This is a genomic window from Gilliamella sp. Choc5-1, assembly GCF_001690595.1.
Lineage (GTDB): Bacteria > Pseudomonadota > Gammaproteobacteria > Enterobacterales > Orbaceae > Gilliamella > Gilliamella apicola_M.
This window is the reverse complement of record NZ_LZHH01000105.1, coordinates 23,372-44,197: the sequence shown is the minus strand read 5'-3', so window position 1 is coordinate 44,197 and position 20,826 is coordinate 23,372. Positions and strand designations below refer to the sequence as shown.

At 35.1% G+C, this 20,826-nt stretch carries 19 protein-coding genes and 3 pseudogenes; 13 read left to right on the top strand and 9 right to left on the bottom strand.

The window, feature by feature from the left end:
• The first annotated feature begins 211 nt into the window (after positions 1–211).
• Both A9G35_RS09100 and A9G35_RS09095 read left to right on the top strand, forming a co-directional pair.
• Entirely contained in the window at positions 212–1,402 is a 1,191-nt protein-coding gene (locus A9G35_RS09100; RefSeq protein ID WP_065636577.1) for an efflux RND transporter periplasmic adaptor subunit, read from the top strand.
• A 1-nt stretch (position 1,403) separates the two neighbouring features.
• Entirely contained in the window at positions 1,404–3,371 is a 1,968-nt protein-coding gene (locus A9G35_RS09095; protein WP_065636576.1) for a MacB family efflux pump subunit, read from the top strand.
• Positions 3,372–3,482: 111 nt separating this feature from the next.
• Here the strand turns inward: A9G35_RS09095 and A9G35_RS09090 are convergent, their stop codons facing one another.
• Both A9G35_RS09090 and A9G35_RS09085 read right to left on the bottom strand, forming a co-directional pair.
• A complete protein-coding gene (locus A9G35_RS09090; RefSeq protein WP_081300186.1) occupies positions 3,483–4,208 on the bottom strand; it encodes a DsbA family protein in 726 nt (241 codons plus the stop codon).
• Positions 4,209–4,222: 14 nt separating this feature from the next.
• Positions 4,223–4,492 carry a YihD family protein gene (locus A9G35_RS09085; RefSeq protein ID WP_065636595.1) on the bottom strand — a complete coding sequence of 90 codons (270 nt, stop codon included), beginning with the start codon at positions 4,490–4,492 and terminating at the stop codon, positions 4,223–4,225.
• Between the two features lie 145 nt (positions 4,493–4,637).
• Here A9G35_RS09085 and mobA point away from each other — a divergent pair, with 145 nt between their 5' ends.
• Complete coding sequence (gene mobA, locus A9G35_RS09080; RefSeq protein ID WP_065636575.1) at positions 4,638–5,225, top strand: molybdenum cofactor guanylyltransferase MobA; 588 nt, start codon at positions 4,638–4,640, stop codon at positions 5,223–5,225.
• 618 nt (positions 5,226–5,843) lie between these two features.
• On the opposite strand, the gene A9G35_RS09075 is transcribed toward mobA, so the two are convergent.
• The 3 genes and pseudogenes from A9G35_RS09075 to A9G35_RS09065 form a co-directional block, all read right to left on the bottom strand.
• Entirely contained in the window at positions 5,844–6,734 is an 891-nt protein-coding gene (locus A9G35_RS09075; protein ID WP_065636574.1) for a hypothetical protein, read from the bottom strand.
• A 24-nt stretch (positions 6,735–6,758) separates the two neighbouring features.
• Positions 6,759–7,532, bottom strand: a pseudogene (locus A9G35_RS09070) (IS3 family transposase); the annotation flags it as partial.
• A 68-nt stretch (positions 7,533–7,600) separates the two neighbouring features.
• On the bottom strand, positions 7,601–7,900 hold the full coding sequence (locus A9G35_RS09065) for a transposase (protein WP_065585449.1): 300 nt from the start codon (positions 7,898–7,900) through the stop codon (positions 7,601–7,603).
• A gap of 352 nt (positions 7,901–8,252) precedes the next feature.
• On the opposite strand from A9G35_RS09065, the gene A9G35_RS09060 reads away from it, so the two are divergent.
• From A9G35_RS09060 to A9G35_RS09040, 4 genes and pseudogenes are all read left to right on the top strand, one after another.
• Positions 8,253–8,714 (top strand): GNAT family N-acetyltransferase, encoded by a 462-nt coding sequence (locus A9G35_RS09060; RefSeq protein WP_065568756.1) that lies wholly within the window; start codon positions 8,253–8,255, stop codon positions 8,712–8,714.
• A 3-nt stretch (positions 8,715–8,717) separates the two neighbouring features.
• Positions 8,718–9,269 (top strand): annotated as a pseudogene (locus A9G35_RS09055) (SidA/IucD/PvdA family monooxygenase).
• The gene (locus A9G35_RS09050) at positions 9,269–9,547 is read left to right on the top strand and encodes a SidA/IucD/PvdA family monooxygenase (RefSeq protein ID WP_065636572.1); all 279 of its coding nucleotides are present in this window, start codon (positions 9,269–9,271) and stop codon (positions 9,545–9,547) included. The pseudogene A9G35_RS09055 and the gene A9G35_RS09050 overlap by 1 nt, the downstream one beginning before the upstream one ends.
• A 112-nt stretch (positions 9,548–9,659) precedes the next feature.
• Positions 9,660–10,741 (top strand): annotated as a pseudogene (locus tag A9G35_RS09040) (IS3 family transposase).
• 163 nt (positions 10,742–10,904) lie between these two features.
• Here A9G35_RS09040 and rlmKL read toward each other — a convergent pair.
• Positions 10,905–13,025, bottom strand: coding sequence for a bifunctional 23S rRNA (guanine(2069)-N(7))-methyltransferase RlmK/23S rRNA (guanine(2445)-N(2))-methyltransferase RlmL (rlmKL, locus tag A9G35_RS09035; protein ID WP_065636593.1), 2,121 nt, complete (start codon positions 13,023–13,025; stop codon positions 10,905–10,907).
• A 406-nt stretch (positions 13,026–13,431) separates the two neighbouring features.
• Here rlmKL and A9G35_RS09030 point away from each other — a divergent pair, with 406 nt between their 5' ends.
• The 3 genes from A9G35_RS09030 (at position 13,432) to A9G35_RS09020 (ending at position 17,109) form a co-directional block, all read left to right on the top strand.
• A complete protein-coding gene (locus A9G35_RS09030) occupies positions 13,432–15,309 on the top strand; it encodes a PTS mannitol transporter subunit IICBA (protein ID WP_065636571.1) in 1,878 nt (625 codons plus the stop codon).
• A 78-nt stretch (positions 15,310–15,387) separates the two neighbouring features.
• Entirely contained in the window at positions 15,388–16,551 is a 1,164-nt protein-coding gene (locus tag A9G35_RS09025; RefSeq protein ID WP_065636570.1) for a mannitol-1-phosphate 5-dehydrogenase, read from the top strand.
• Between the two features lie 6 nt (positions 16,552–16,557).
• Complete coding sequence (locus A9G35_RS09020; protein ID WP_065636569.1) at positions 16,558–17,109, top strand: MltR family transcriptional regulator; 552 nt, start codon at positions 16,558–16,560, stop codon at positions 17,107–17,109.
• A gap of 205 nt (positions 17,110–17,314) precedes the next feature.
• Here A9G35_RS09020 and A9G35_RS09015 read toward each other — a convergent pair whose 3' ends face one another.
• A complete protein-coding gene (locus tag A9G35_RS09015; RefSeq protein WP_065636568.1) occupies positions 17,315–17,743 on the bottom strand; it encodes a universal stress protein in 429 nt (142 codons plus the stop codon).
• A gap of 133 nt (positions 17,744–17,876) precedes the next feature.
• Between A9G35_RS09015 and A9G35_RS09010 the strand changes: the two genes are divergently transcribed.
• From A9G35_RS09010 to A9G35_RS09005, 3 genes are read left to right on the top strand one after another with little or no spacing between them, the layout of a single operon-like run.
• On the top strand, positions 17,877–18,155 hold the full coding sequence (locus tag A9G35_RS09010; protein ID WP_218057248.1) for a GNAT family N-acetyltransferase: 279 nt from the start codon (positions 17,877–17,879) through the stop codon (positions 18,153–18,155).
• 4 nt (positions 18,156–18,159) lie between these two features.
• Positions 18,160–18,282, top strand: coding sequence for a hypothetical protein (locus tag A9G35_RS13940; protein ID WP_255306016.1), 123 nt, complete (start codon positions 18,160–18,162; stop codon positions 18,280–18,282).
• 1 nt (position 18,283) lies between these two features.
• Positions 18,284–18,865 carry a Maf family protein gene (locus A9G35_RS09005; protein ID WP_065561311.1) on the top strand — a complete coding sequence of 194 codons (582 nt, stop codon included), beginning with the start codon at positions 18,284–18,286 and terminating at the stop codon, positions 18,863–18,865.
• Between the two features lie 24 nt (positions 18,866–18,889).
• On the opposite strand, the gene A9G35_RS09000 is transcribed toward A9G35_RS09005, so the two are convergent.
• Together A9G35_RS09000 and A9G35_RS08995 are read right to left on the bottom strand one after the other, a co-directional pair.
• Positions 18,890–19,555, bottom strand: coding sequence for an ABC transporter ATP-binding protein (locus A9G35_RS09000; RefSeq protein ID WP_065636567.1), 666 nt, complete (start codon positions 19,553–19,555; stop codon positions 18,890–18,892).
• On the bottom strand, positions 19,555–20,766 hold the full coding sequence (locus tag A9G35_RS08995) for an ABC transporter permease (RefSeq protein WP_065636566.1): 1,212 nt from the start codon (positions 20,764–20,766) through the stop codon (positions 19,555–19,557). Before A9G35_RS08995 ends, A9G35_RS09000 begins: the two co-directional genes overlap by 1 nt.
• Positions 20,767–20,826: the final 60 nt, after the last annotated feature.

Genomic DNA, 20,826 nt, shown 5'->3' with positions numbered 1-20,826 from the left:
TAAATCCGAACTAGGATCCTATTATTGCTTGTTAAGCAACACAATTATTCGTAAAAATTTTGAGTAAACTGGCTTTTTGGCATAAAAGTGATAACTTATGTGAGTTAGATTTTCATAACCATTACAGTTTGTTAATAATAATTATCAATAACATTTAGTTTATTACGATAGAATGTTAAAATAACAATAAGAACATAAAAAGGTGAAAACATTGTTAAAATTGATAAAAATTAAATATCTAGTTATAGCTACCATTATTTTGGCAATTATTTATATTGCATACTTAATCACATCTAGTTCAACGCCTGCAGTAAATTATATTACAGCGCCTGTAACTAAAAGTAATATTGAAAAAACGGTACTTGCTGATGGTACAATTAACGCTTTTAAACAAGTGAGTGTTGGTGCTCAGGTTTCTGGTCAAATCAAAAAACTGTATGTTGAGTTGGGCGACGAAGTAAAACAAGGTGATATGATTGCCGAAATTGATGATCTAAAACAAAGCAATGATTTAAAACAATCAGAAGCTTCTCTCAATAGTTTAGAAGCACAACGTGAAGCCAAAAAAGCCAGATTGATTAATTATCAATTAACTTACGACCGTCAACGAAAACTAGTCAATAAAGGGGCTGGTGCTCAATCCGACCTAGATGCAGCAAAAGCAGAACTTGATGCAATCAAAGCCGATATAGCAGCACTTGATGCCGACATTGTGAAAGCACAAGTTGCTGTAGATACGGCAAAAGTTAACTTAGGGTATACCAAAATTCGTTCACCGATTGATGGTGTCATTGTTGCTATACCCGTAAATCAAGGACAAACGGTTAACTCTGTTCAAAGTGCCCCAACGATTGTCAAAGTCGCACAGCTCGACAAAATGACCATTGAAGCACAGATTTCTGAAGCAGATGTTGTTGACGTTAAAAAAGGCATGCCGGTTTATTTTACTATTTTAGGCCAACCTAATAGGCGTTTTGAGGGGTTAACGCTACGAGCAATAGAACCCGCTCCTGAGTCAATCAACACAGAGACAAACTCTATATCAAGCTCATCAACAACCAAAAGTGCGATTTATTACAATGGACTATTTGATGTAGACAATCCAGATCATGTGTTAAGAATTTCAATGACAGCACAAGTTTATATCGTTTTATCTGAAGCAAAAAATGTACTAACTATTCCCTCTCAAGCTATTCAAAAAAAATTAGGCAATAATAAAGCGATTATTTATCTATTAAATCAATCTAAAGAAATTGAAGAGCACGAAGTCACTCTAGGTATCGATAATAATGTCAATGTTGAAATAAAATCAGGAGTAAAAGAAGGTGATACTATTGTCGTTAGTAGCGCTAATGGTGCTTTAATCGGTAATAACATAAGAGCACCAAGGATTCGATTCTAATATGACAAATAATATACCTCTTATCAAACTTGAGAATATTGTTCGAGAGTTTCCAGCTGGTGACTCAACCATACAAGTTCTTAAAAACATCAACCTGACAATTAATGCCGGCGAAATGGTGGCAATTATTGGGACATCAGGATCAGGAAAATCCACTTTGATGAACATCCTAGGTTGCTTAGATAAACCAACATCGGGAACTTACGCAATTAACGGACGCACAACCAGTGAACTGTCGCCCGATGAACAGGCCGAATTACGACGTGAACACTTTGGCTTTATCTTTCAACGTTATCATTTATTAAACGCACTAACTGCACAAGGAAACGTTGAAATCCCTGCCATTTATGCGGGTGTCACTAATGAACAACGACAAAAAAGAGCAAGCGAAATACTAGGTCGTTTAGGACTTGCTGATAAAATTCATAATAAACCGAACCAATTATCAGGAGGACAACAGCAACGAGTTAGCATTGGCCGTGCTTTAATTAATGGCGGACAAATCATCTTAGCTGATGAGCCAACAGGCGCGCTCGATCACAAAAGTGGTTTAGAAGTCATGGCAATATTACGAGAATTACATCAGCAAGGTCACACAATTATTATTGTCACGCATGATTCAAATATTGCTAAAAGTGCTGAGCGAATTGTTGAAATTAGTGATGGAAAAATTATTTCTGATTCAATTAATCCTAATTACCAAACTGAGCAAGATGCTAATCGCCAAGCAAAACAAATCAAAACAACAAAAACTCAAGATAACTTGTTAGCAAAATACTACCGTTTTCGTGATGCGTTTAAAATGGCGATGTTATCGATGCTTTCACAGCGATTACGAACGATCTTAACAATGTTAGGAATTATTATTGGTATTGCATCGGTCGTGTCAGTTGTTGCATTAGGACAAGGCACCAAACAAAAAATCCTATCTAACATCAATTCATTAGGAACTAGCACGCTAGAAATCTATGCAGGTTCGGGCTTTGGCGATCGTAATGCTGACAAAATTACCACATTACGCTCATCAGATGCCGACTTTCTAGCGCAACAAAGTTTTGTACACAGCACTACACCGAATCTTGCAACCAGTGTTTATTTTCGCATTGGCAACCTAGCGGTAACAGGCACAGTCAATGGGGTTGGCGAGCAATTTTTTGCGGTACGTGGTTATACCATTTCGCAAGGAAAATCTTTTGATGAAACAGGCATTATTACTTCAGCACAAGATGCGGTAATTGATGAAAATACCGTTAAACGACTATTTGCAAATCAAAACCCTATTGGAAAAATTTTAATGGTTGGACAACTGCCTGTAAGGATTATTGGTGTTGCAACAAAGCAACAACAAGGGTTTGGCAGCAATGAAAGCCTAAATATTTGGTTACCTTATACCACCGTAATTAATCGCATGGTGGGGCAAACCTCGTTAAAAAGCATCACAGTACGAGTAAAAGATAATATCGATTTAACCATTGCCGAACAAGCAATTAATCAAATTATGCTTAAACGCCATGGTACAAAAGATTTCTTCATCTTTAACTCAGACAATATACGAGAAACAATTAACTCATCAGCTTGGGTCATGACATTATTGGTTTCGGCTATTGCGCTAATTTCACTTATTGTTGGGGGGATTGGTGTAATGAACATTATGCTAGTATCAGTCACCGAAAGAACGCGCGAAATTGGCGTACGCATGGCTGTTGGCGCACGCTCAAGCGACATATTACAACAATTCTTGATTGAAGCGGTATTAGTGTGTTTAATCGGTGGCACAATAGGTATTTTACTTTCGTTTGCCATCGGGTTTATTTTTAATACCGTTGTTACATCATTTGCGATGAGTTTTTCAGCAATATCAATTATTGCAGCATTTAGCTTCTCAAGCATAATCGGTATTATTTTTGGCTATTTCCCTGCCAGACGCGCAGCTAGACTTGATCCCATTTATGCGTTAGAACGAGAATAACCAACAAAATCCTAACGATAATAAAAAAATCCCTTTGCATCATTATATTGAACAAAGGGATTTAAATATCAAAACGAAACAATTAACTTATTCTGATTATCGCTAATCGCACTATTTTTTATCAGAATCCGTTTTTTTAACGATTTTTGCGTTAGGATCTAAACCTGCTACAAATGCAGTCACTCGTGCATAATCATTAATAAACGCCTCTTCACTAGCCATATCAAGCCCATTTGGCACAATATAAAATTTACGATTAACAATAACAGTAGGAATAGATTCTGGTTTCATCTCTTTAATTGCTTCAGCTTGCTGTACCATAAAGGCTTTAACTAAAAAACCCTCTTTTGTTTTATCAAAATCTTCACCGCTAACACCTAATTTTTCAAAAACAGCTTTGATATCATCAGCCTTTTTTATTATTTTATCTTTCTGAATGGCATTATAAAGTGCACCAGAAGCTTTATCTTCAATACCAAGCACATTCGCCACTGCCCATGCTTGCGCAAGCTCTTTCGCTAATGGCCCAAAGCTCTCTAAATGGTAGCGCTTAAATTTGACACCTTTTGGTAGAGCCTTACCAATAGCTTGTGGTCCTTGATTTTGAACTTCAAATCTAAAACAGCTAGGACAATTAAACGAAAAGAACTCAATAACTTCTTTATCAGGTGAGGGATTAGTTGGCAACACGATATATTGTTTATCTAATTCAATCGGAGCTTGTGTATTTGCAGTAGCTGCTTGTGATGCTTCAGCTTTGGTTGTTGTTTTTCCTTCATCTGCAAAACAACTTACAGAAGAAAGTAAGACACTCATTGCAATAAGTGTTTTTTTCATATTAATGGTTCTCCTTATTCTTTTATAATTCCACGCGCTTTTAATAATGCAGATTTAAAATCTTCTTCATAATCTTTTTTTAGCCCTGGAATAGCTTCATTCTTATCAGCGCCTCGCATTTTTAAATGATAAATTAAAATATCATCACTCAAGTCTTTTAGCTCGCCGTCAAACCCTGCTTCTTGAGACAATTTAGCTAAAAATTGTAATAAATTCAGGTCAGAATCACCTTCCCAAGCTGATTGTAATAATTCCATTACTTCATCAATACGATGACATTTCATAATTGTTACCTTTAATAGATCTTCAAACCCTTTGAAGATAATGACAAATAAGCAATCATTAAAAAATGATACGCTACGACTTGCAATAACTTTGCTATATAGTAATGTTATTTTGTTTTTTCGCAACGTAAAAGAGAAATAATTTATGGAAAACTCCTCTATTACAGCAATTATTCTAGCCGGCGGTAAAAGCACCCGCATGCATGGCAACGACAAAGGACTGTTATTATTACATCAAAAGCCACTTTATCAACATGTCATTGAGCGCATCAAACCGCACGTTGACGCAATTATGATTAATTGCAATCGTCATATCCAACAATATCAAAAAACAGGTTATCTTGTATTTAGTGATGACATAGCAGGGTTTTGTGGACCATTATCCGGTATTTATAGTGGTTTATTACGCAGCAAAACTGATTGGAACTTATTTGTCAGTTGTGACACGCCCTTTTTGCCGGATGATTTAATTGACCGTTTAGCTGTTTATACAGCAAATAACAGCGCTATTTATCCATATGATGGACAACACCATCATCCAACTATCTTACTTATTCATAAAAAAAATATGCCACAACTACAAGCTTATTTAGAGCAAGGCGGACGCAAACTAATGCTGTTTTTAGAACAAATCAGCGCTAAATCAGTTGATTTTAGTGATAAAGCAGTTTGTTTTAGCAATATCAACACACAACAGGAGCTTAATATGTTTAACCACAAAGAAGATGAATAATGATTTGTTTTTTAAAGATATTTACGTATTTTACGGAAGTTTGGCGAGTTTGTGGCGCGTCTGACAAATTTGTCTGGAACAAATTTGAACACCTGAGCACAGCGAAGATGGCCTCGTAGAGGCGAGTATCAGGATGATACGAGTAGTGCCATAGGCCACATTCTATTAGCCAAAGCGTGGGATTGCAAAGGGAATTCGCTTTGCTCAGTACCTATCACACTTTTTGATTTTTAAATCCCCAAACGGTATAGACTCCTGAATATTTTTTACAAAATAACTAGCAAAATAAACCAATAAACAGCCCACTTTTTAAGTTGTAAAAAACAGCGAATTGTCCTCGTTATGATTAAAATAATCCATCATAAATGCACCTGTGTTTTTTGAATTATTTATATAATTTAAATAGTTAAATGATTTAATATCGATTGATGACACGCTATTTCAATTAAAGTACCTATCACGCTTTCCGGTTTTTAAATGCCCAAACGGTATACACTCCTGAATATTTTTTACAAAAATAACCAGTAAAATAGACAAATAAACAGCCCCACTTGATGTGGGGCTGCTGTTTTTTATTACTTGGCTGTCTTATATAACTTAAAGATTAATAACTAAAAACTAAGGGGTGACGCAAAATCCATGATTGATTCTCCCATATATTCCGCTAACAACTCCTGAAAAAACAGTTGCTCCGAAAACCTGCTCGTCGTATTCGTCATTGGCACCTCCTATGTTACCCCACCGCTGACAAACATGGTAGCGAGCACCTTGGTAGGGATAACCTTGATGATTAAAATCTCTTGTTGGGTGACAGTCGTAATCAATATATCTCTCTACAATAGCGTAATTAGATAAGGTAACCCACTCTGAAAACAAACCTCCTCCTATTCGACGTTGGTAATTATTAGCACTTGATGGTGGTGTTGCTCCGACAAAATCACGACACCATGTTATATCAAAACCATGTGCATTAAAACAAATTGCATTAGTCAAATCTTTTCCCTGAGGAAGTTGATAGCCTAATTTATCACACCAAATTTGTTGGTTAATACGACGTATCCTATAATTTGAATCGCGAACAACAAACCATTTTTGCAGAACAAATCCATATTTTACAACTTCATTACCTCGATTATCTCTACCTACTAATTCAAAAGTCTGTGGTAATTTCGGTATACGAATTCGACTAGGATTGGCACTGTCAAATTGATTTATTGCCTGAGGACCTGTTAACTTAACACGTGTTACCTTCTTCCTATATTCAGGTTGAAGATGTAGCCAAGAATCGTCTGCTCGTACATACTTCATTGTGGCGGTTATGCCCTCATGCGTGACCGGCTCCCAAATCAATTTACTCGCATCAACCCCCTCTATCAATAAATCAAAATACAAACCATTCATCCCCGTGGTTGGAAAGTTAAGGTTATATGATTTAGGATCGATTGACTGGACTAAATACCCCTTATCGTGACTCCATATGTCAAGAGGACCATCGAAATCAGCGGGCATCCAATCTGGAATGGCAACACATTTTCAAACAAAAAAATTAAGGGGTAAGTGTTTTTTAAATTCAACGGGAGGCAAGTAGCCTAACGAAGAATGTAATCGTTTATGATTATACCAATAAGCATAAGCCGAAAAAGCGCGTTGTAACTCAGCCGTTGAGTTAAAACGTTGGCCTTTTACAAATTCCGTTTTAATTGTTTTAAATGTCGCTTCCGCTTCCGCTACCGCATTATCATAAGGACATCCTTTCTTGCTTAATGAATGCGTGATATTAAATGTCTTAAAACAATCCGCTAATAACCGATTATCAAACTCTTTACCTCGGTCTGAATGAAATAAATCTAATTTCGATAATGGTAGTTTAATTTGGCTTAATGCCGACATAACAAGCTCTGCTGTTTTATGTTGACCAACATGGTAACCGACAATTTGCCTATCGGATAAGTTCACTAAAACACATAAATAGTTCCAACGTTGCTTAACTTGAATATAGGTTAAATCCGCAACAACAATTTGTTTTTTATCACCTACATCAAATTGTCGTTGCAGGTGATTTTCTGTGGCGGTTTCATTCACTTCCGTATTGTGAGATTGATAGCGTTTAACGGTGTATTTTGATACCAGCAATAAGGCTTTCATCACCCGAGCAATGTAACGGCGTGACACCCAAATATTCTCTTTTTGTAAATCAAAACGAATTCGTCTTGTACCATAAGACTGATAGCTCTGATTAAATAGCGTCACGATTTTATTGGCATAAAGCCCTACTGATTTTTGTCTATTCAATTTACACTGATAATAAGCATAATGTCTTGATAATCATAAATATTGACATAGCTTTGTTATGCTATAACGATGTCGATTTGCTTTTAGGATAGCGATTTTCGCCCTATTATCAGTGCTGCTTGCTTTAGAATATCGTTTTCCATACGCAGCTGTTTAAGCTCTTTACGCAACGCGATTAGCTCTTGTTCTTGTGGACTGCGATTATCTTTTGTTTTAAATGAGCCACTTTGGCTTGATTGCGTTATCCAACGGTCCAATGCTGATGGCGTCAAATCATATTCTGCAACGATTTCACTACGTGATTTACCATGTTGATAAAGACTGACCATTTGGTGTTTAAAATCATCTGTGAATGTTCGTCTTTTGCGTTTAATCTTATTCATATTTGTTCCTTTTTTAGTTGTGATAAGTTTACCTTACCCCTTAAAAAAGTTGTATGAATTAGTGTAGCCGATCCAGGGGATAGTTACATATGTATTTTCATAAGCTCAGGTTTCACTTTTTGGGTATTTAAATCAGTAATATCAAGAGCAAGTGCCAAATCAAAAGAGCCCGTAATTTCACCGTCCTGTTTAATTTTTTGTTAGAATTAAGATCCATTCTGAAGAAATATGAAGAGTACAACCTTAAAATATTAATCTATGTTATTAAAAATAAAACATTGAATAAAATATATAACCCGTTTAATATTATGATGATTGTTATCTAAATGGCATTATGAGGGATTATAAACATATGAATATTCCATTTAATATAATACAAGGAACATTAAACGAGCTTGATGATATATCATTACTTTTTTCTGAATATCGAGAGTTTTATGGTATTGAGGATTGTAATTCTGAATCAAAAAAATTCATTAAAGAAAGATTGATCAACAATGATTCAATAATTTTTCTTGCCTACGACAATAAAATAGCATGTGGTTTCGTACAGCTATATTTTTCATATTCTTCTTTATCCATATCACCAACTATAATTTTGAATGACTTATATATTATAAAAAGCTACAGAAGGTACGGTATTGCAACCCAATTAATGGAAAAAGTAAGAAGCTTTGCTAATAATTCTACATATAATGGAATTTCATTATGCACATCAATCGAAAACCACAAAGCTAGAGCTCTGTATGAAAAATTAAATTATAAAATTGATGATCAATTTATATACTATTTTTTAAAACTACATAAGGAATGATATATGAAAATTTATGATTCTGTTGGAGTTGGATTTGGACCGGCAAATCTTTCAGTGGCGGTTGCTATGGATGACGCTGGTATGTTAAACAAAGATGGCTTACAAATTAAATTTATTGAAAGTAAAAGCGAGTTTGGCTGGCATCCTGAAATGTTACTTCCGGAAGCGGATATGTAAATATCTTTTTTTAAATATTTAGCAACATTAAGGAATCCTACTAGCAAGTATACATTCTTGAATTATCTATTTTCATCAGATCGTTTAGAAGGCTTTGCAAATTTAAGAAACTTTTTCCCTAGTAGACTGGAGTATAACGACTATTTAAAATGGGCAGCAAATCACTTTAATGATTATGTTTTATATGGTCATAAAGTTGTAAGTATTAATCCCATTTATGATGGTCATTTAATTGATCATTTAGAAATTTGCATTGAAGATAATAATAAAACAATCAGCAAATTGTATGCAAAAAATATTTCATTAGCAACAGGCATAACTAAAAATATACCCGTGGGAATTTTCTTAGATGAAAAAAATAAAAAAATAAAAAAATAATGCATTCCAATGATTTTTTAAATAATTTGGAACATGAATTTAATGATAAAAATTCAGATTATAAATTCTTAGTTATAGGATCTGGACAAAGTGCAGCAGAGATAACTAATCATTTATCAGATCATTATCCAAATGCAAATATAGAGTTATGTTTAAGAAACTATTCACTACGACCAGCAGATGAAACTGAATTTTCTAACGAGATTTTCAGTAGCCATTCAGCAAAAAATTTTTTGCTTATGATGAAAAACTTAAAAAAAAGTGTTACTAGATTTTAAAAATACAAATTACTCAGTTGTAGATTCTGCATTGATAATGTAACTATCCCCTAAAATAGTACAGCAAAAAAGTAGAAGATTCTCTATGATAAAAGTAAAAGGGGATTTAATTATGAAAAAAATGACTGAACATCAAATCGTCGCTATTTTAAAAGAAGCTGAAGCAGGTATTCCTGTCAAGGAAATCTGCCGTAAATATGGCATGGGTAATTCAACTTTCTATAAATGGCGGGAAAAATACGGCGGAATGGAAACTTCGGATATCAAACGCTTAAAGGAGTTTGAGGCTGAAAACCGTAAGCTTAAACAGATGTTTGCCGAACTGAGCTTAAAATCCCAGCTTCAGGAAGAAATCATAAAAAAGCTGTAGTGCCCACAAAAGCACGTAAAACGTGGGCACAGCAACGACAACAAAATCATTCGGTTACTATTGCTATGAGTTGTGCCATTGTTGGCTTAAGCCGTTGTGCTTACTATTATCAACCTAAGTTACCGGATGATTCGGTGATTGTTTCGGTGTTGAATGCTATCACTGACCGGCATTTGCGCTGGGGCTTTCCTAAATGCTTTAATCGTATCAGAAAGCTCGGCTATAAATGGAATCATAAACGGGTGTATCGGGTGTATTGTGAATTGAAGCTTAATCTCAGAGTAAAACGTAAAAAACGTATCCCCCCACGAACTCCAGAAAAGCTATTGGCTCCTAATAAACAAGGTGAATGTTGGTCAATGGATTTTATGAGTGACAGTAGCCGTAATTAACGTCGCTTTAGGACATTCAATGTCATCGATGACTTTAATCGTGAGGCGTTAGGGATTGATATTGCAATAAGCTTACCAGCAGGAAGGATTACCCGTTACTTAGATAAACTGGCCGAATATAATTGGTATCCATTAAAAATACGAGTCGATAATGGACCAGAATTCACCGGAAACACGTTTACTAATTGGGCAAAAACACATGGTATAACTATAGATTACATCAAACCCGGTAGCCCTTATCAAAATGGTTACATTGAACGATTTAATCGGACTTATCGAACTGAAGTGTTAGATTTATATCTTTTTAACAACCTAGCGCAAGCAAGGAGAATAACCGAAGAATGGTTAACGATTTATAACACCGAATGGCCTCATGAAGCACTAAATAATATGACGCCGATCGAGTATAAAACATTAAAACAGGCAGCTTAATTTTCTATGTGAGTTTTGTGCTAAAAATGGGGTATTTGCAAAATCAAACCTAGCTGAAATGGTTTAATTTTGATTAAAAATGCTCAGTAAAGTTTTTAATTTTGTTGAATGTTTTATTTTGTCATAATTTTAATAAATTAACCGCCTTATGGCGGTTTTATGTTTATTGATGTTTTACAATAAAACAGCAGTGAATTTGTTTATTGCGCTTAAAATCAAGCGATAGCGTTTTATTGGTAATTTCTTGATAGGTTAGCCCTAGGTTTTGCATACCGATACTATCCATTTTAAAACCACGCTTATTATTCGAAAAGATAATTGTTCCATTAGGGCGTAACAAGCGTTTTAAATCGGACATCAATTTTAGATGATCACGCTGAACATCAAAGGTATCGTTCATGCGTTTTGAGTTTGAAAATGTTGGCGGATCGATAAAAATTAAATCGAATTGCTCATCAGCTTGAGATAAATAGAGTAAACAATCCGCCTGAATTAATCGATGTTTTTTACCTGTTAAACCATTTTGTTTTAAATTACGATCTGCCCATTCTAAATAGGTGCGAGACATATCAACCGTGGTGGTTGATTTTGCTCCGCCAAGTCCAGCATAAACCGTTGCACTACCTGTATAGGCAAATAGGTTTAGAAAGTTTTTTCCTGCACTCATTTCACCAATCATTTTTCGTGCTAAGCGATGATCTAAAAACAATCCTGTATCTAAATAATCGGTCACATTAACCCAAAATGCGGTTTTGCGCTGATTAATCGGGTATTCATGGACTAAAAAATAGTCCTGTTTTTGTCCTAGTTTTTGGTATTGCTGTTTGCCTTTTTGCTTTTCTCTTGTTTTTAATACTAACTGATCGGCGGTAAGCTCAAGCACTGACATGGTGGCATTTATAGTATCAAAAAGCCGTTGGCGAGTTTTTTGTGGATCGATGTTTTTCGGCGCTGCGTATTCTTGCATCACTATTTTATCTTTATAACGATCGATAGCGACATTGTATTCAGGCAAATCTGCATCATAAAGCCGATAACATTCCAGTTGTTCTTGAGCAGCCCATTTTTCTAACTTTTGTTTATTTTTGCGTAATCGGTTAGCAAAATCAGCCGCAGGCATAGTAGAATTTGTGATTGCTTCTTCAGCATTACGCTTAGCAATGACATAATTTTTTTGTATACAGTCGAGAGGGCCATTTTTTGCTTTGAATTGTCTTTCTGCTCTCATTTGTAAGCAATCTAACAATTGCGGCGCACCGCTAAATAATGATAAACGCCATCCACCAAAATTTTGTTTGATTTGTCGACCAAGTGCCGTATGCAAAGCAATAAGCGCAGGTTCACTTTCTAAGCGTTCTCCATAAGGTGGATTACTGATGATCATGCCTACCGTTTCAGTTGGCAATGGATTGGTCAGTTGTGTCACATCTTGCATCGAAAATGTAATTAAATCCCCCACACCTGCTTGAAGAGCATTTTGTTTAGCTCGTTCAAGTACCGTCGCATTATTATCATAACCGATAAATGCAGTGTTTGTTTTAGATACGTTATGTTTTGCGGTGAAAAGCAATTCGTTCCACAATGTCGGGTTAAAGCCTTTCCAAGCAAAAAATCCCCACTGTTTACGATGTAAACCAGGAGGGATTTGTGATGCGATCATTGCCGCTTCAATTAGTAATGTACCTGAACCACACATCGGATCGAGCAATGGCTCAGTTATTTTCCAACCAGAACGCATAATAATAGCTGCTGCTACGCTTTCTTTTAGTGGGGCTTTTCCTGTTTGCTCTCGATAACCACGCTCATGTAAACTATTACCACTTAGATCTAAAGATAGTGTGACACGGTTTTTATTTAAATAAGCATGAAGTCGAATATCGGGATCTTGTTTTGCTACATTAGGACGTTCATTAGTATGACGCAAAAAGTGATCAACAATCGCATCTTTGATCTTTAGCGCACCATATTGACTATTACGGATAAATTCGTTTACGCCAACAAAATTAATCACGAAAGAGTTATCAACAGCAAAAATATCTGGCCATTTAATATTAAACACACAAGAGTACATATCCAAATCGCTATAGATATCGAACTCGGCAATAGGTAGTAAAATGCGAGATGCCAAACGCGACCATAATAATGATTGATATAGCGTTCTTTCATCGGCATCAAAATAAACACCACCTTGCGCAATTTTACAATTAATTGCACCAATTTGTTCTAACTCTTTTTTTAATAACTCTTCAAGCCCACGAGACGTGCTGGCAAATAGCGTTTTCATGCATAACTCACTTAACAATAAAATTGCTGGCATTATACCGACTAATTGCAATAGTGGGAAATAAAGGCTGATATTAGTTAGATGAATATTGGGTTAGTTTATTAATAATCAGAAAGTTTGTTGTACTGTTTTAGGAGATAGTTACAATTTGCTAAATAATATATAAGCAGTAATCACTAATAATAAAATTCAATCTTGTAAAAAAGTTTCAGGAAACTATACGTTTTAGTATATTTTTCTCTTACCACCTTCCAGAAGAGTGATCTTAATCACAAAAATAAAAAATAGACCCACTTTAACAATGTGATACTCATCACAATTATCAATTTTTTTTAATGAATTGAATAACTAAATCCTTCTACAATAACAGCATGATTATATCAATCAATAAGGAAAGTTTTATATTATGACAAGTTCAAACATCAAATTAAAAGTTCAAAATTTTGGACGATTTTTAAGTAATATGGTCATGCCAAATATCGGCGCATTTATTGCTTGGGGATTTATTACCGCTATTTTTATTCCAACGGGCTGGTACCCAAACGAAACCATTGCCAAGTTAGTTAGCCCGATGATCACTTACTTATTACCACTGTTGATTGGTTATACTGGCGGTAAATTAGTTCACGGTGAACGAGGCGCCGTTGTCGGTGCAATTACGACAATGGGGGTCATTGTTGGTGCAGATATTCCGATGTTCTTAGGTGCTATGATAGTCGGACCTCTTGGTGGCTGGGTAATAAAACAATTTGATAAAACCATAGACGGAAAAGTCAAAAGTGGCTTTGAAATGTTAGTCAATAATTTTTCAGCTGGTATTATTGGCATGCTACTTGCGTTGCTTTCTTTTTTTGCAATTGGACCTTCTGTCGTTGTTGCATCAAGTAAATTAACTCTTGCTGTTAATTTCCTAGTTGAGCATAACTTACTACCTTTAACTTCAATTATTATTGAACCTGCCAAGATTCTTTTCTTAAATAATGCAATTAACCACGGTATATTTTCACCATTAGGTATTCAACAAGCAGCAGAGCATTCTCAATCTATTTTCTTTTTAATCGAAGCAAATCCTGGTCCTGGATTAGGTTTATTACTTGCTTATATGTTGCTTGGTAAAGGTTCCGCAAAAAGTTCAGCCAGTGGCGCAGCAATCATTCATTTCTTTGGGGGAATTCATGAAATTTATTTCCCGTATGTATTAATGAACCCTCGCCTTATTATTGCAGTAATTTTAGGTGGAATGACTGGCGTATTTACTTTAACACTATTTGGTGCTGGATTAAGTTCACCAGCATCGCCAGGATCAATCATCGCCGTTCTTGCGGTCACTCCAAAATCATCAATGTTTGGCGTAATTATTTCTGTCATTGCAGCAACAATGGTTACTTTTATCGTTTCCGCTATTTTATTAAAAACCACCAAAGAAGCAGATAAAAGCCTTGAAGATGCAAAATCGAATATTTCTGCAATGAAAAATGAATCAAAAGGAATTGCAAATGGTACACTTGATCTTGCTAAAGTGAAAAAAATCATAGTAGCTTGTGATGCAGGAATGGGATCAAGTGCTATGGGCGCAGGAGTATTACGCAAAAAAGTTCAAGATGCAGATTTGGATATTTTTGTCACTAATGTAGCAATTAATAATCTGCCTGATGATGTTGACATTGTTATTACACATAAAGACTTAACCGATCGAGCAAAACAACACGCACCAAATGCACATCATATTTCATTAACTAACTTTTTAGATAGTCAATTATATAGCCAACTCGTGGCGGATCTTTTAAGCTCTCAAGCAAATAATGAAGCAAGTGAAACAGTGCCTATAAGCAATCAATCGACTGATAATATTCCTCTATTTAAATTATCACAACAAAATATCTTTTTAGGGTTAACCGCTAAAAATAAAGAAGAAGCAATTCGTTTTGCAGGGCAAAAATTGGTTGATAATGGTTATGTCACACCAACTTACATTGAAGCAATGCTAGAGCGTGAAAAATTAACATCAACTTATTTAGGAGAATCAATAGCCGTTCCACATGGCACTATTGAATCAAAAGACGATGTTATTAAAACTGGTATCGTATTTTGCCAATACCCTGCTGGGGTTCAATTTGGTGATGAAGAAGATGATAAAGCAAAAATTGTGATTGGTATTGCTGCTCACAATAATGAACATCTTGATGTCATAGCAAAACTGACTAATGCATTAGATGATGAAACTATTATTGCAAAATTAGCAACGACAAATAATATTGAAGAAGTTTTAGCAATACTAAGTTAACCTATTTCTATTTCCCGCTTTACACGGGAAATAGAGTAAAATATTTCAAATTAAATTATAAAGTTAAGGATTATTATTATGCAAGCACTACACTTTGGCGCAGGTAACATTGGACGAGGTTTTATCGGCAAATTACTATCCGATGCTGGTGTACAAGTTACATTTGCTGATGTCAATCAGGAAATTATTGATGCCATCGCCACTCGTCATGAATATCAGGTAAATGTTGTTGGCGAGCAATCTACCACTGAGATAGTTAAAAATGTTGATGGAATTAATAGCACCTCTAATGAAGTGATCGATTATATTGCCAGCGTTGATTTACTCACCACTGCCGTTGGTCCACAAATTTTAGCGCGTATTGCTCCAACGATTGCCCAAGGAATTATTGCAAGACATAATCGAGGTAACAGTAAGCCACTTAATATTATTGCTTGTGAAAACATGGTACGAGGTACCAGCCAATTTAAACAAGAAATCTTTAAAGCGCTACCAGAAGAACTTCAGCAATGGACAAACACCCATATCGGTTTTGTCGATTCTGCGGTGGATCGTATTGTACCACCTGCAACATCAAAAACAGGCGATATACTAGAAGTGACTGTTGAGACTTTCTCGGAATGGATTGTTGATGAAACACAATTTGTAGGTATTATTCCAATTATTAAAGGCATGCAACCCGTTGATAATTTAATGGCTTTTGTGGAACGTAAGTTATTTACACTTAATACTGGTCACGCAATAACTGCTTATTTAGGATTTTATAATGGTATTGGCACAATACGTAATGCAATTTTAGACGAACGTATTCGTTTAATTGTACGCGGAGCCATGGAAGAGAGCGGGTTAGTACTTATCAAACGTTACAATTTTGATGAGCAAAAACACATGGCATATATTGAAAAAATATTATCCCGCTTTGAAAATCCTTATTTACAGGATGATACTGCACGTGTTGGTCGTCAGCCAATTCGTAAATTAGGCCCAGACGATCGTTTAATAAAACCATTACTTGGCACCTTTGAATATCAAGTTAAAAATACTAACTTACTAATTGGAGTTGCTGCTGCGCTTAACTATCGTAATAATGATGATGAGCAAGCAGTTAAACTAGAAAAACTCATTACTGAAAAAGGCGTTAAACAAGCTTTTTGTGAAATCTCTGGTATTGACGTTAATAATTCTATTGTTATGAAGGTTGAAGAAATTTATACTGCAATGCAAGATCATCAATTTGTCTAATTCTCAATGCCAGAATCGATATTACAAGAAGATATAATATTAGAAAAACTTAACCAGCAAGCTGATATTCACAGCTTGCTAAAAGTTGCCATTAAATTGATTAATGATAATGTCAACAAATTGATTCTTAAAGTCTTCCGAAAAGAGCCTCACGCCATAAAATTTGTTATTCCCTCATTGGTGGGTAAAAATGGACCTCTCAATGATATCTCAGTGTGCCTAAAACTATTATATGCTCTAGGTATCATTACTCGTGAAGAATTTGAAGATATAGAACTGCTTATGGCTGTTTTAGATGAATTAGATAATGATGAAAAAAAATATACTTTCCTTGATGATGAAATTTTAGGCCCAATTAGTCTATTGCATGATATGGTTCTACCACCCAATTGGAATCCACAACAAGAATGTGAAAAAAAAGCAGGAATTGTAGATGGTTTAAAATCATCAATGTACCAAAACCGTTATCAACAAATGATCCGTTCAGCATTAATTATTGCTATTACAGATCTAACGTTACGCATCAGTAATAAACAAAAACTAGATTACTTTCCATAAGTTTTACCTTCTACCTTTTAAATAAAAATAAAATAAAATCAATACCTTTTATGAACAATTTTGATATATTTTAGTCATCTTAAATATTGGTAATTTTATCATTATGATCCACAAACAGCTTTTTAAATGAATTTGAACAACTTCTCTAAAAGTTGCTTGTTTTATATTTACTTTTTTAGCTATGTACCAATAGATAATACTAAATTTACCGAACCACAAGCACCGCCGTTTTAGCTCCACGCACAACCCCTGAAGCATTAGAGCCTAAAAGATGCGTTGAAATATTAGGACGACGTGAGCCTAAAATTATTAAGTCTGGTTTGATTTCGTCAGCTAATGCAAGGATCTCATCTCTTGGATGACCAAATGCGATAGAAAACGATAAATGTTCATGCGGTAAATTAATCGAATCCATTAATTGATGAAGATATTGTTCTGTTTGTACTGTTGCATGATCTTTAAATTCATCAAATCCAAAAGAGTAAGCATTGATAATAGCCGATGAAACAGGCAAGGCATGAAAAAAGATGACTTCAGCATTAGACAATCTGGCTAAGCACTCTACATGTGGAATGACTTTTTTAGTTAATTCATCTTCAAGCACATCGATAGGAACTAAAATTTTTTTGTACATAACTCCCTCCTTGCTTTGTTATAGATTAGATTATATATTCAGCGAAACTAAAACAGGTTTTACCTAGCTAGTATGATACTAATTTTAAATGTAATCCTTAATTATTTTTATTCGTTTTATGATGGAGATCAACATGAATTGCATTATTTATCGTTCTGATGTCAAACCGACACTAGAACAAGCCACCACCCTTTATCGTCATTGTTCATTAGGCAAACGTCGTCCACTTACCGATACCGTACGCTTTCAAGCTATGTTAGATAATGCGAATTTGGTGGTAACTGCTTGGCATGATGATAAATTGATTGGCATCGCGCGTTGTTTAACGGATTTTGTTTATATCACCTATTTGGCAGATCTCGCGGTGGATGAAAATTATCAACGACAAGGCATCGGAAAGCAATTAATTTAAAGAAGTGAAAAACAATACTGACAAATCATGTTCAATTACTCTGCTAGCAGCGCCACAAGCAGTTGATTATTATGGTCATATCGGTTTTAATGCGCATCCTTCAGCTTGGATTTTAAGAGATAATTAAAATGAGAATCATATTAGCATCAACATCTGTATCCCGTAAAAAAGTGCTTGAAAAATTAGCTATCCCTTTTGAGTGTGTACCGCCTGTATGCGATGAAACACCACTAGTCGGCGAATCAGCTCAGCAATTGGTGGTTCGGCTAGCTAAACTTAAAGCCCAATCATTAGCGACGCAGTTTGCTGATAGTTTAATTATTGGCTCTGATCAAGTTGGTGTGTTAGACGGTAATATTGTTTGCAAACCGCATACAATTGATAATGCCCGTAAACAGCTTCGACAAAGCAGCGGTAAAGCTTTCTATTTTTATACTGGTATGACAGTAATTAATACCAAAACACAACAACAAACCACTATTTGCGAACCATTTAAGGTGACTTTTCGGCATTTAACTGATTCAGAAATTGATGCCTACATTAGCAAAGAGAAGCCACTACAATGTGCTGGTAGTTTTAAATGTGATGAACTGGGCATCACCCTGTTTGATAAACTTGAAGGTGATGATATTAATTCATTAGTTGGGTTGCCATTATTAAAACTCAATAAAATTATGATCGAAATGGGTTGTAATCCACTTTTAATATAACAATTCAGTTAATAAATAAACTCATTAATCAATAAATCGCCCTGCTGACATTTTCATGATTTTTTGGCTATAACAAGCAACATCATGATCATGAGTGACAATTAATAATGCTGTACCTTGTTGATGAATTTCAGACAGTAGTTGCATAATTTCGGTTGCGCTTTCTTCATCAAGATCACTGGTTGGCTCATCAGCAATAATGATTTGTGGTTTACAAATCAGTGCTCGCAATATCGCAATACGGCGCATTTCACCACCTGACATATGGGCTGGATATGCATCTTGTAAATGGCTTATTTTAGCTTTTTCAAGCAGACTTTTGGCTTCATTTAGGGAATTTTGATTTGCTCGCTTGGTTAAATAAAAAGGCAGTCGAATATTATCAATTGCGGTTAAATTAGGCAGTAAACTGCTACCTTGAGGAATATAACCAATATGCTGATTGCGAAAGGCGGATACTTGCTGATCATTAAGCTCAAACAAATTTGTATTATTAATAGTGATTTTTCCTTGTGTTGGCGTAAGTAAACCAGCAATCATATTTAGTAAAGTGGTTTTACCACTGCCTGATTTTCCCATAATGCAAATAAAGTCATCTTTTGTCATTGAAAAACTAACATTATTCACAGCAGAAAAGGTTTGCTGTCCTCTGGTGTAATCTTTGCGTAGATTTTTAACATTCAGTAACATTATTCGCCCTCTCTAAGGGTGCTATAAGTATCAAATTTAGTCATTGATAAGGCACTATAGGAACTTGATAAAGGTCCTATAATTAGCGTAAGAATAAAAACAACAATTGCATATAATAATGCATCAAATAGTGAGATATTTACACACGGCAAACCAATAGATTGGCAGATCAATAAGCTAAATGCATAAAGTAATACCGAGGCGATAACAATGCCACTAATTCCACCTAATGCACTAATAATTAAAGATTCACGAAGCAACATTTTGACTAAATCACGCCGTGAAGCGCCTAATATTCGTAATAAGCTAATTTCACGCTTGCGTTCATTTAAGCTTGAAGAAAATATCACAAAAATCACAATAATAGCTAAAACCCAAAAAATAGCCGATAGGCTATATACAATAGTTGAAAAGCTAGTTAACCATTTTGATATATTACTTAACATACCTTTGGTCATAATAAAATCAATATTATAGTCAATGGCGTATCTGGGCATAATTTGATTAACAATATCTTTAGGTTGATAATCTGAATTGACCTTAATGAAAATCGACGAGGCATAATCAACAAAATGGTCAACATCCCCTTCAATTAATTTTGCATTTTTCATTAATGATTGGGCTGCCGACATAGTCATAAAGACAGAGGTATCAAATCCCATCCCTGTGCTATCCATTTTAGCAATAATTTTAAAAGGATGATTAAAAAATAAGATTTCATCCCCCACATTAGAACTAATTTTAGAACCAACAACGACTTGATTATCAGTCAATGGCTCTGAAAGTTGTGATTGTAACCAAGGCTTAATTATAAAATCAGTATGCTGTTCAAAACCAATTAATTGGACTTTAGACGAACAACATCCTGCATTTAATGAAGCAATAAATAGCTGAGGTGAAATGGCCTCAATACCTTTGATACCTTTTATTTTATCAATCAAATCTACTTTTAAATAAAAAGTACTCGGTTCACCACGCAATAAGGCAACCTCCATATTTTTTTCGTAACCATTAGGCACAATAAGAATATCTGCACCTAACCTGTTAGCCATGCCTGAAATACCAAGGCTGAGATTTTTCATCAGTATGCTTCCACCAAACAACGTCGCCGAAAAAAGCGTAATGATGACAATCAAACAGCAACTTCTAAACGGTCGCCGCTGAATATTTCGCCATGCTAAATTTGCCATGGTAATCGGTTTTTCGTGCATATTGACTTTCCTGCTTGTTGGATTTGAATATTATCTTTACCTATATCAGGTAAAGATAAA

Excerpts from the sequence above, each read along its gene's own strand:
- A9G35_RS09095 (WP_065636576.1), top strand. The coding sequence starts at position 1,404 with ATGACAAATAATATACCTCTTATCAAACTTGAGAATATTGTTCGAGAG.
- A9G35_RS09090 (WP_081300186.1), bottom strand. The coding sequence starts at position 4,208 with ATGAAAAAAACACTTATTGCAATGAGTGTCTTACTTTCTTCTGTAAGT.
- A9G35_RS09085 (WP_065636595.1), bottom strand. The coding sequence starts at position 4,492 with ATGAAATGTCATCGTATTGATGAAGTAATGGAATTATTACAATCAGCT.
- mobA (WP_065636575.1), top strand. The coding sequence starts at position 4,638 with ATGGAAAACTCCTCTATTACAGCAATTATTCTAGCCGGCGGTAAAAGC.
- A9G35_RS09075 (WP_065636574.1), bottom strand. The coding sequence starts at position 6,734 with ATGCCCGCTGATTTCGATGGTCCTCTTGACATATGGAGTCACGATAAG.
- A9G35_RS09065 (WP_065585449.1), bottom strand. The coding sequence starts at position 7,900 with ATGAATAAGATTAAACGCAAAAGACGAACATTCACAGATGATTTTAAA.
- A9G35_RS09060 (WP_065568756.1), top strand. The coding sequence starts at position 8,253 with ATGAATATTCCATTTAATATAATACAAGGAACATTAAACGAGCTTGAT.
- A9G35_RS09050 (WP_065636572.1), top strand. The coding sequence starts at position 9,269 with ATGCATTCCAATGATTTTTTAAATAATTTGGAACATGAATTTAATGAT.
- rlmKL (WP_065636593.1), bottom strand. The coding sequence starts at position 13,025 with ATGAAAACGCTATTTGCCAGCACGTCTCGTGGGCTTGAAGAGTTATTA.
- A9G35_RS09030 (WP_065636571.1), top strand. The coding sequence starts at position 13,432 with ATGACAAGTTCAAACATCAAATTAAAAGTTCAAAATTTTGGACGATTT.
- A9G35_RS09025 (WP_065636570.1), top strand. The coding sequence starts at position 15,388 with ATGCAAGCACTACACTTTGGCGCAGGTAACATTGGACGAGGTTTTATC.
- A9G35_RS09020 (WP_065636569.1), top strand. The coding sequence starts at position 16,558 with ATGCCAGAATCGATATTACAAGAAGATATAATATTAGAAAAACTTAAC.
- A9G35_RS09015 (WP_065636568.1), bottom strand. The coding sequence starts at position 17,743 with ATGTACAAAAAAATTTTAGTTCCTATCGATGTGCTTGAAGATGAATTA.
- A9G35_RS09010 (WP_218057248.1), top strand. The coding sequence starts at position 17,877 with ATGAATTGCATTATTTATCGTTCTGATGTCAAACCGACACTAGAACAA.
- A9G35_RS09005 (WP_065561311.1), top strand. The coding sequence starts at position 18,284 with ATGAGAATCATATTAGCATCAACATCTGTATCCCGTAAAAAAGTGCTT.
- A9G35_RS09000 (WP_065636567.1), bottom strand. The coding sequence starts at position 19,555 with ATGTTACTGAATGTTAAAAATCTACGCAAAGATTACACCAGAGGACAG.
- A9G35_RS08995 (WP_065636566.1), bottom strand. The coding sequence starts at position 20,766 with ATGCACGAAAAACCGATTACCATGGCAAATTTAGCATGGCGAAATATT.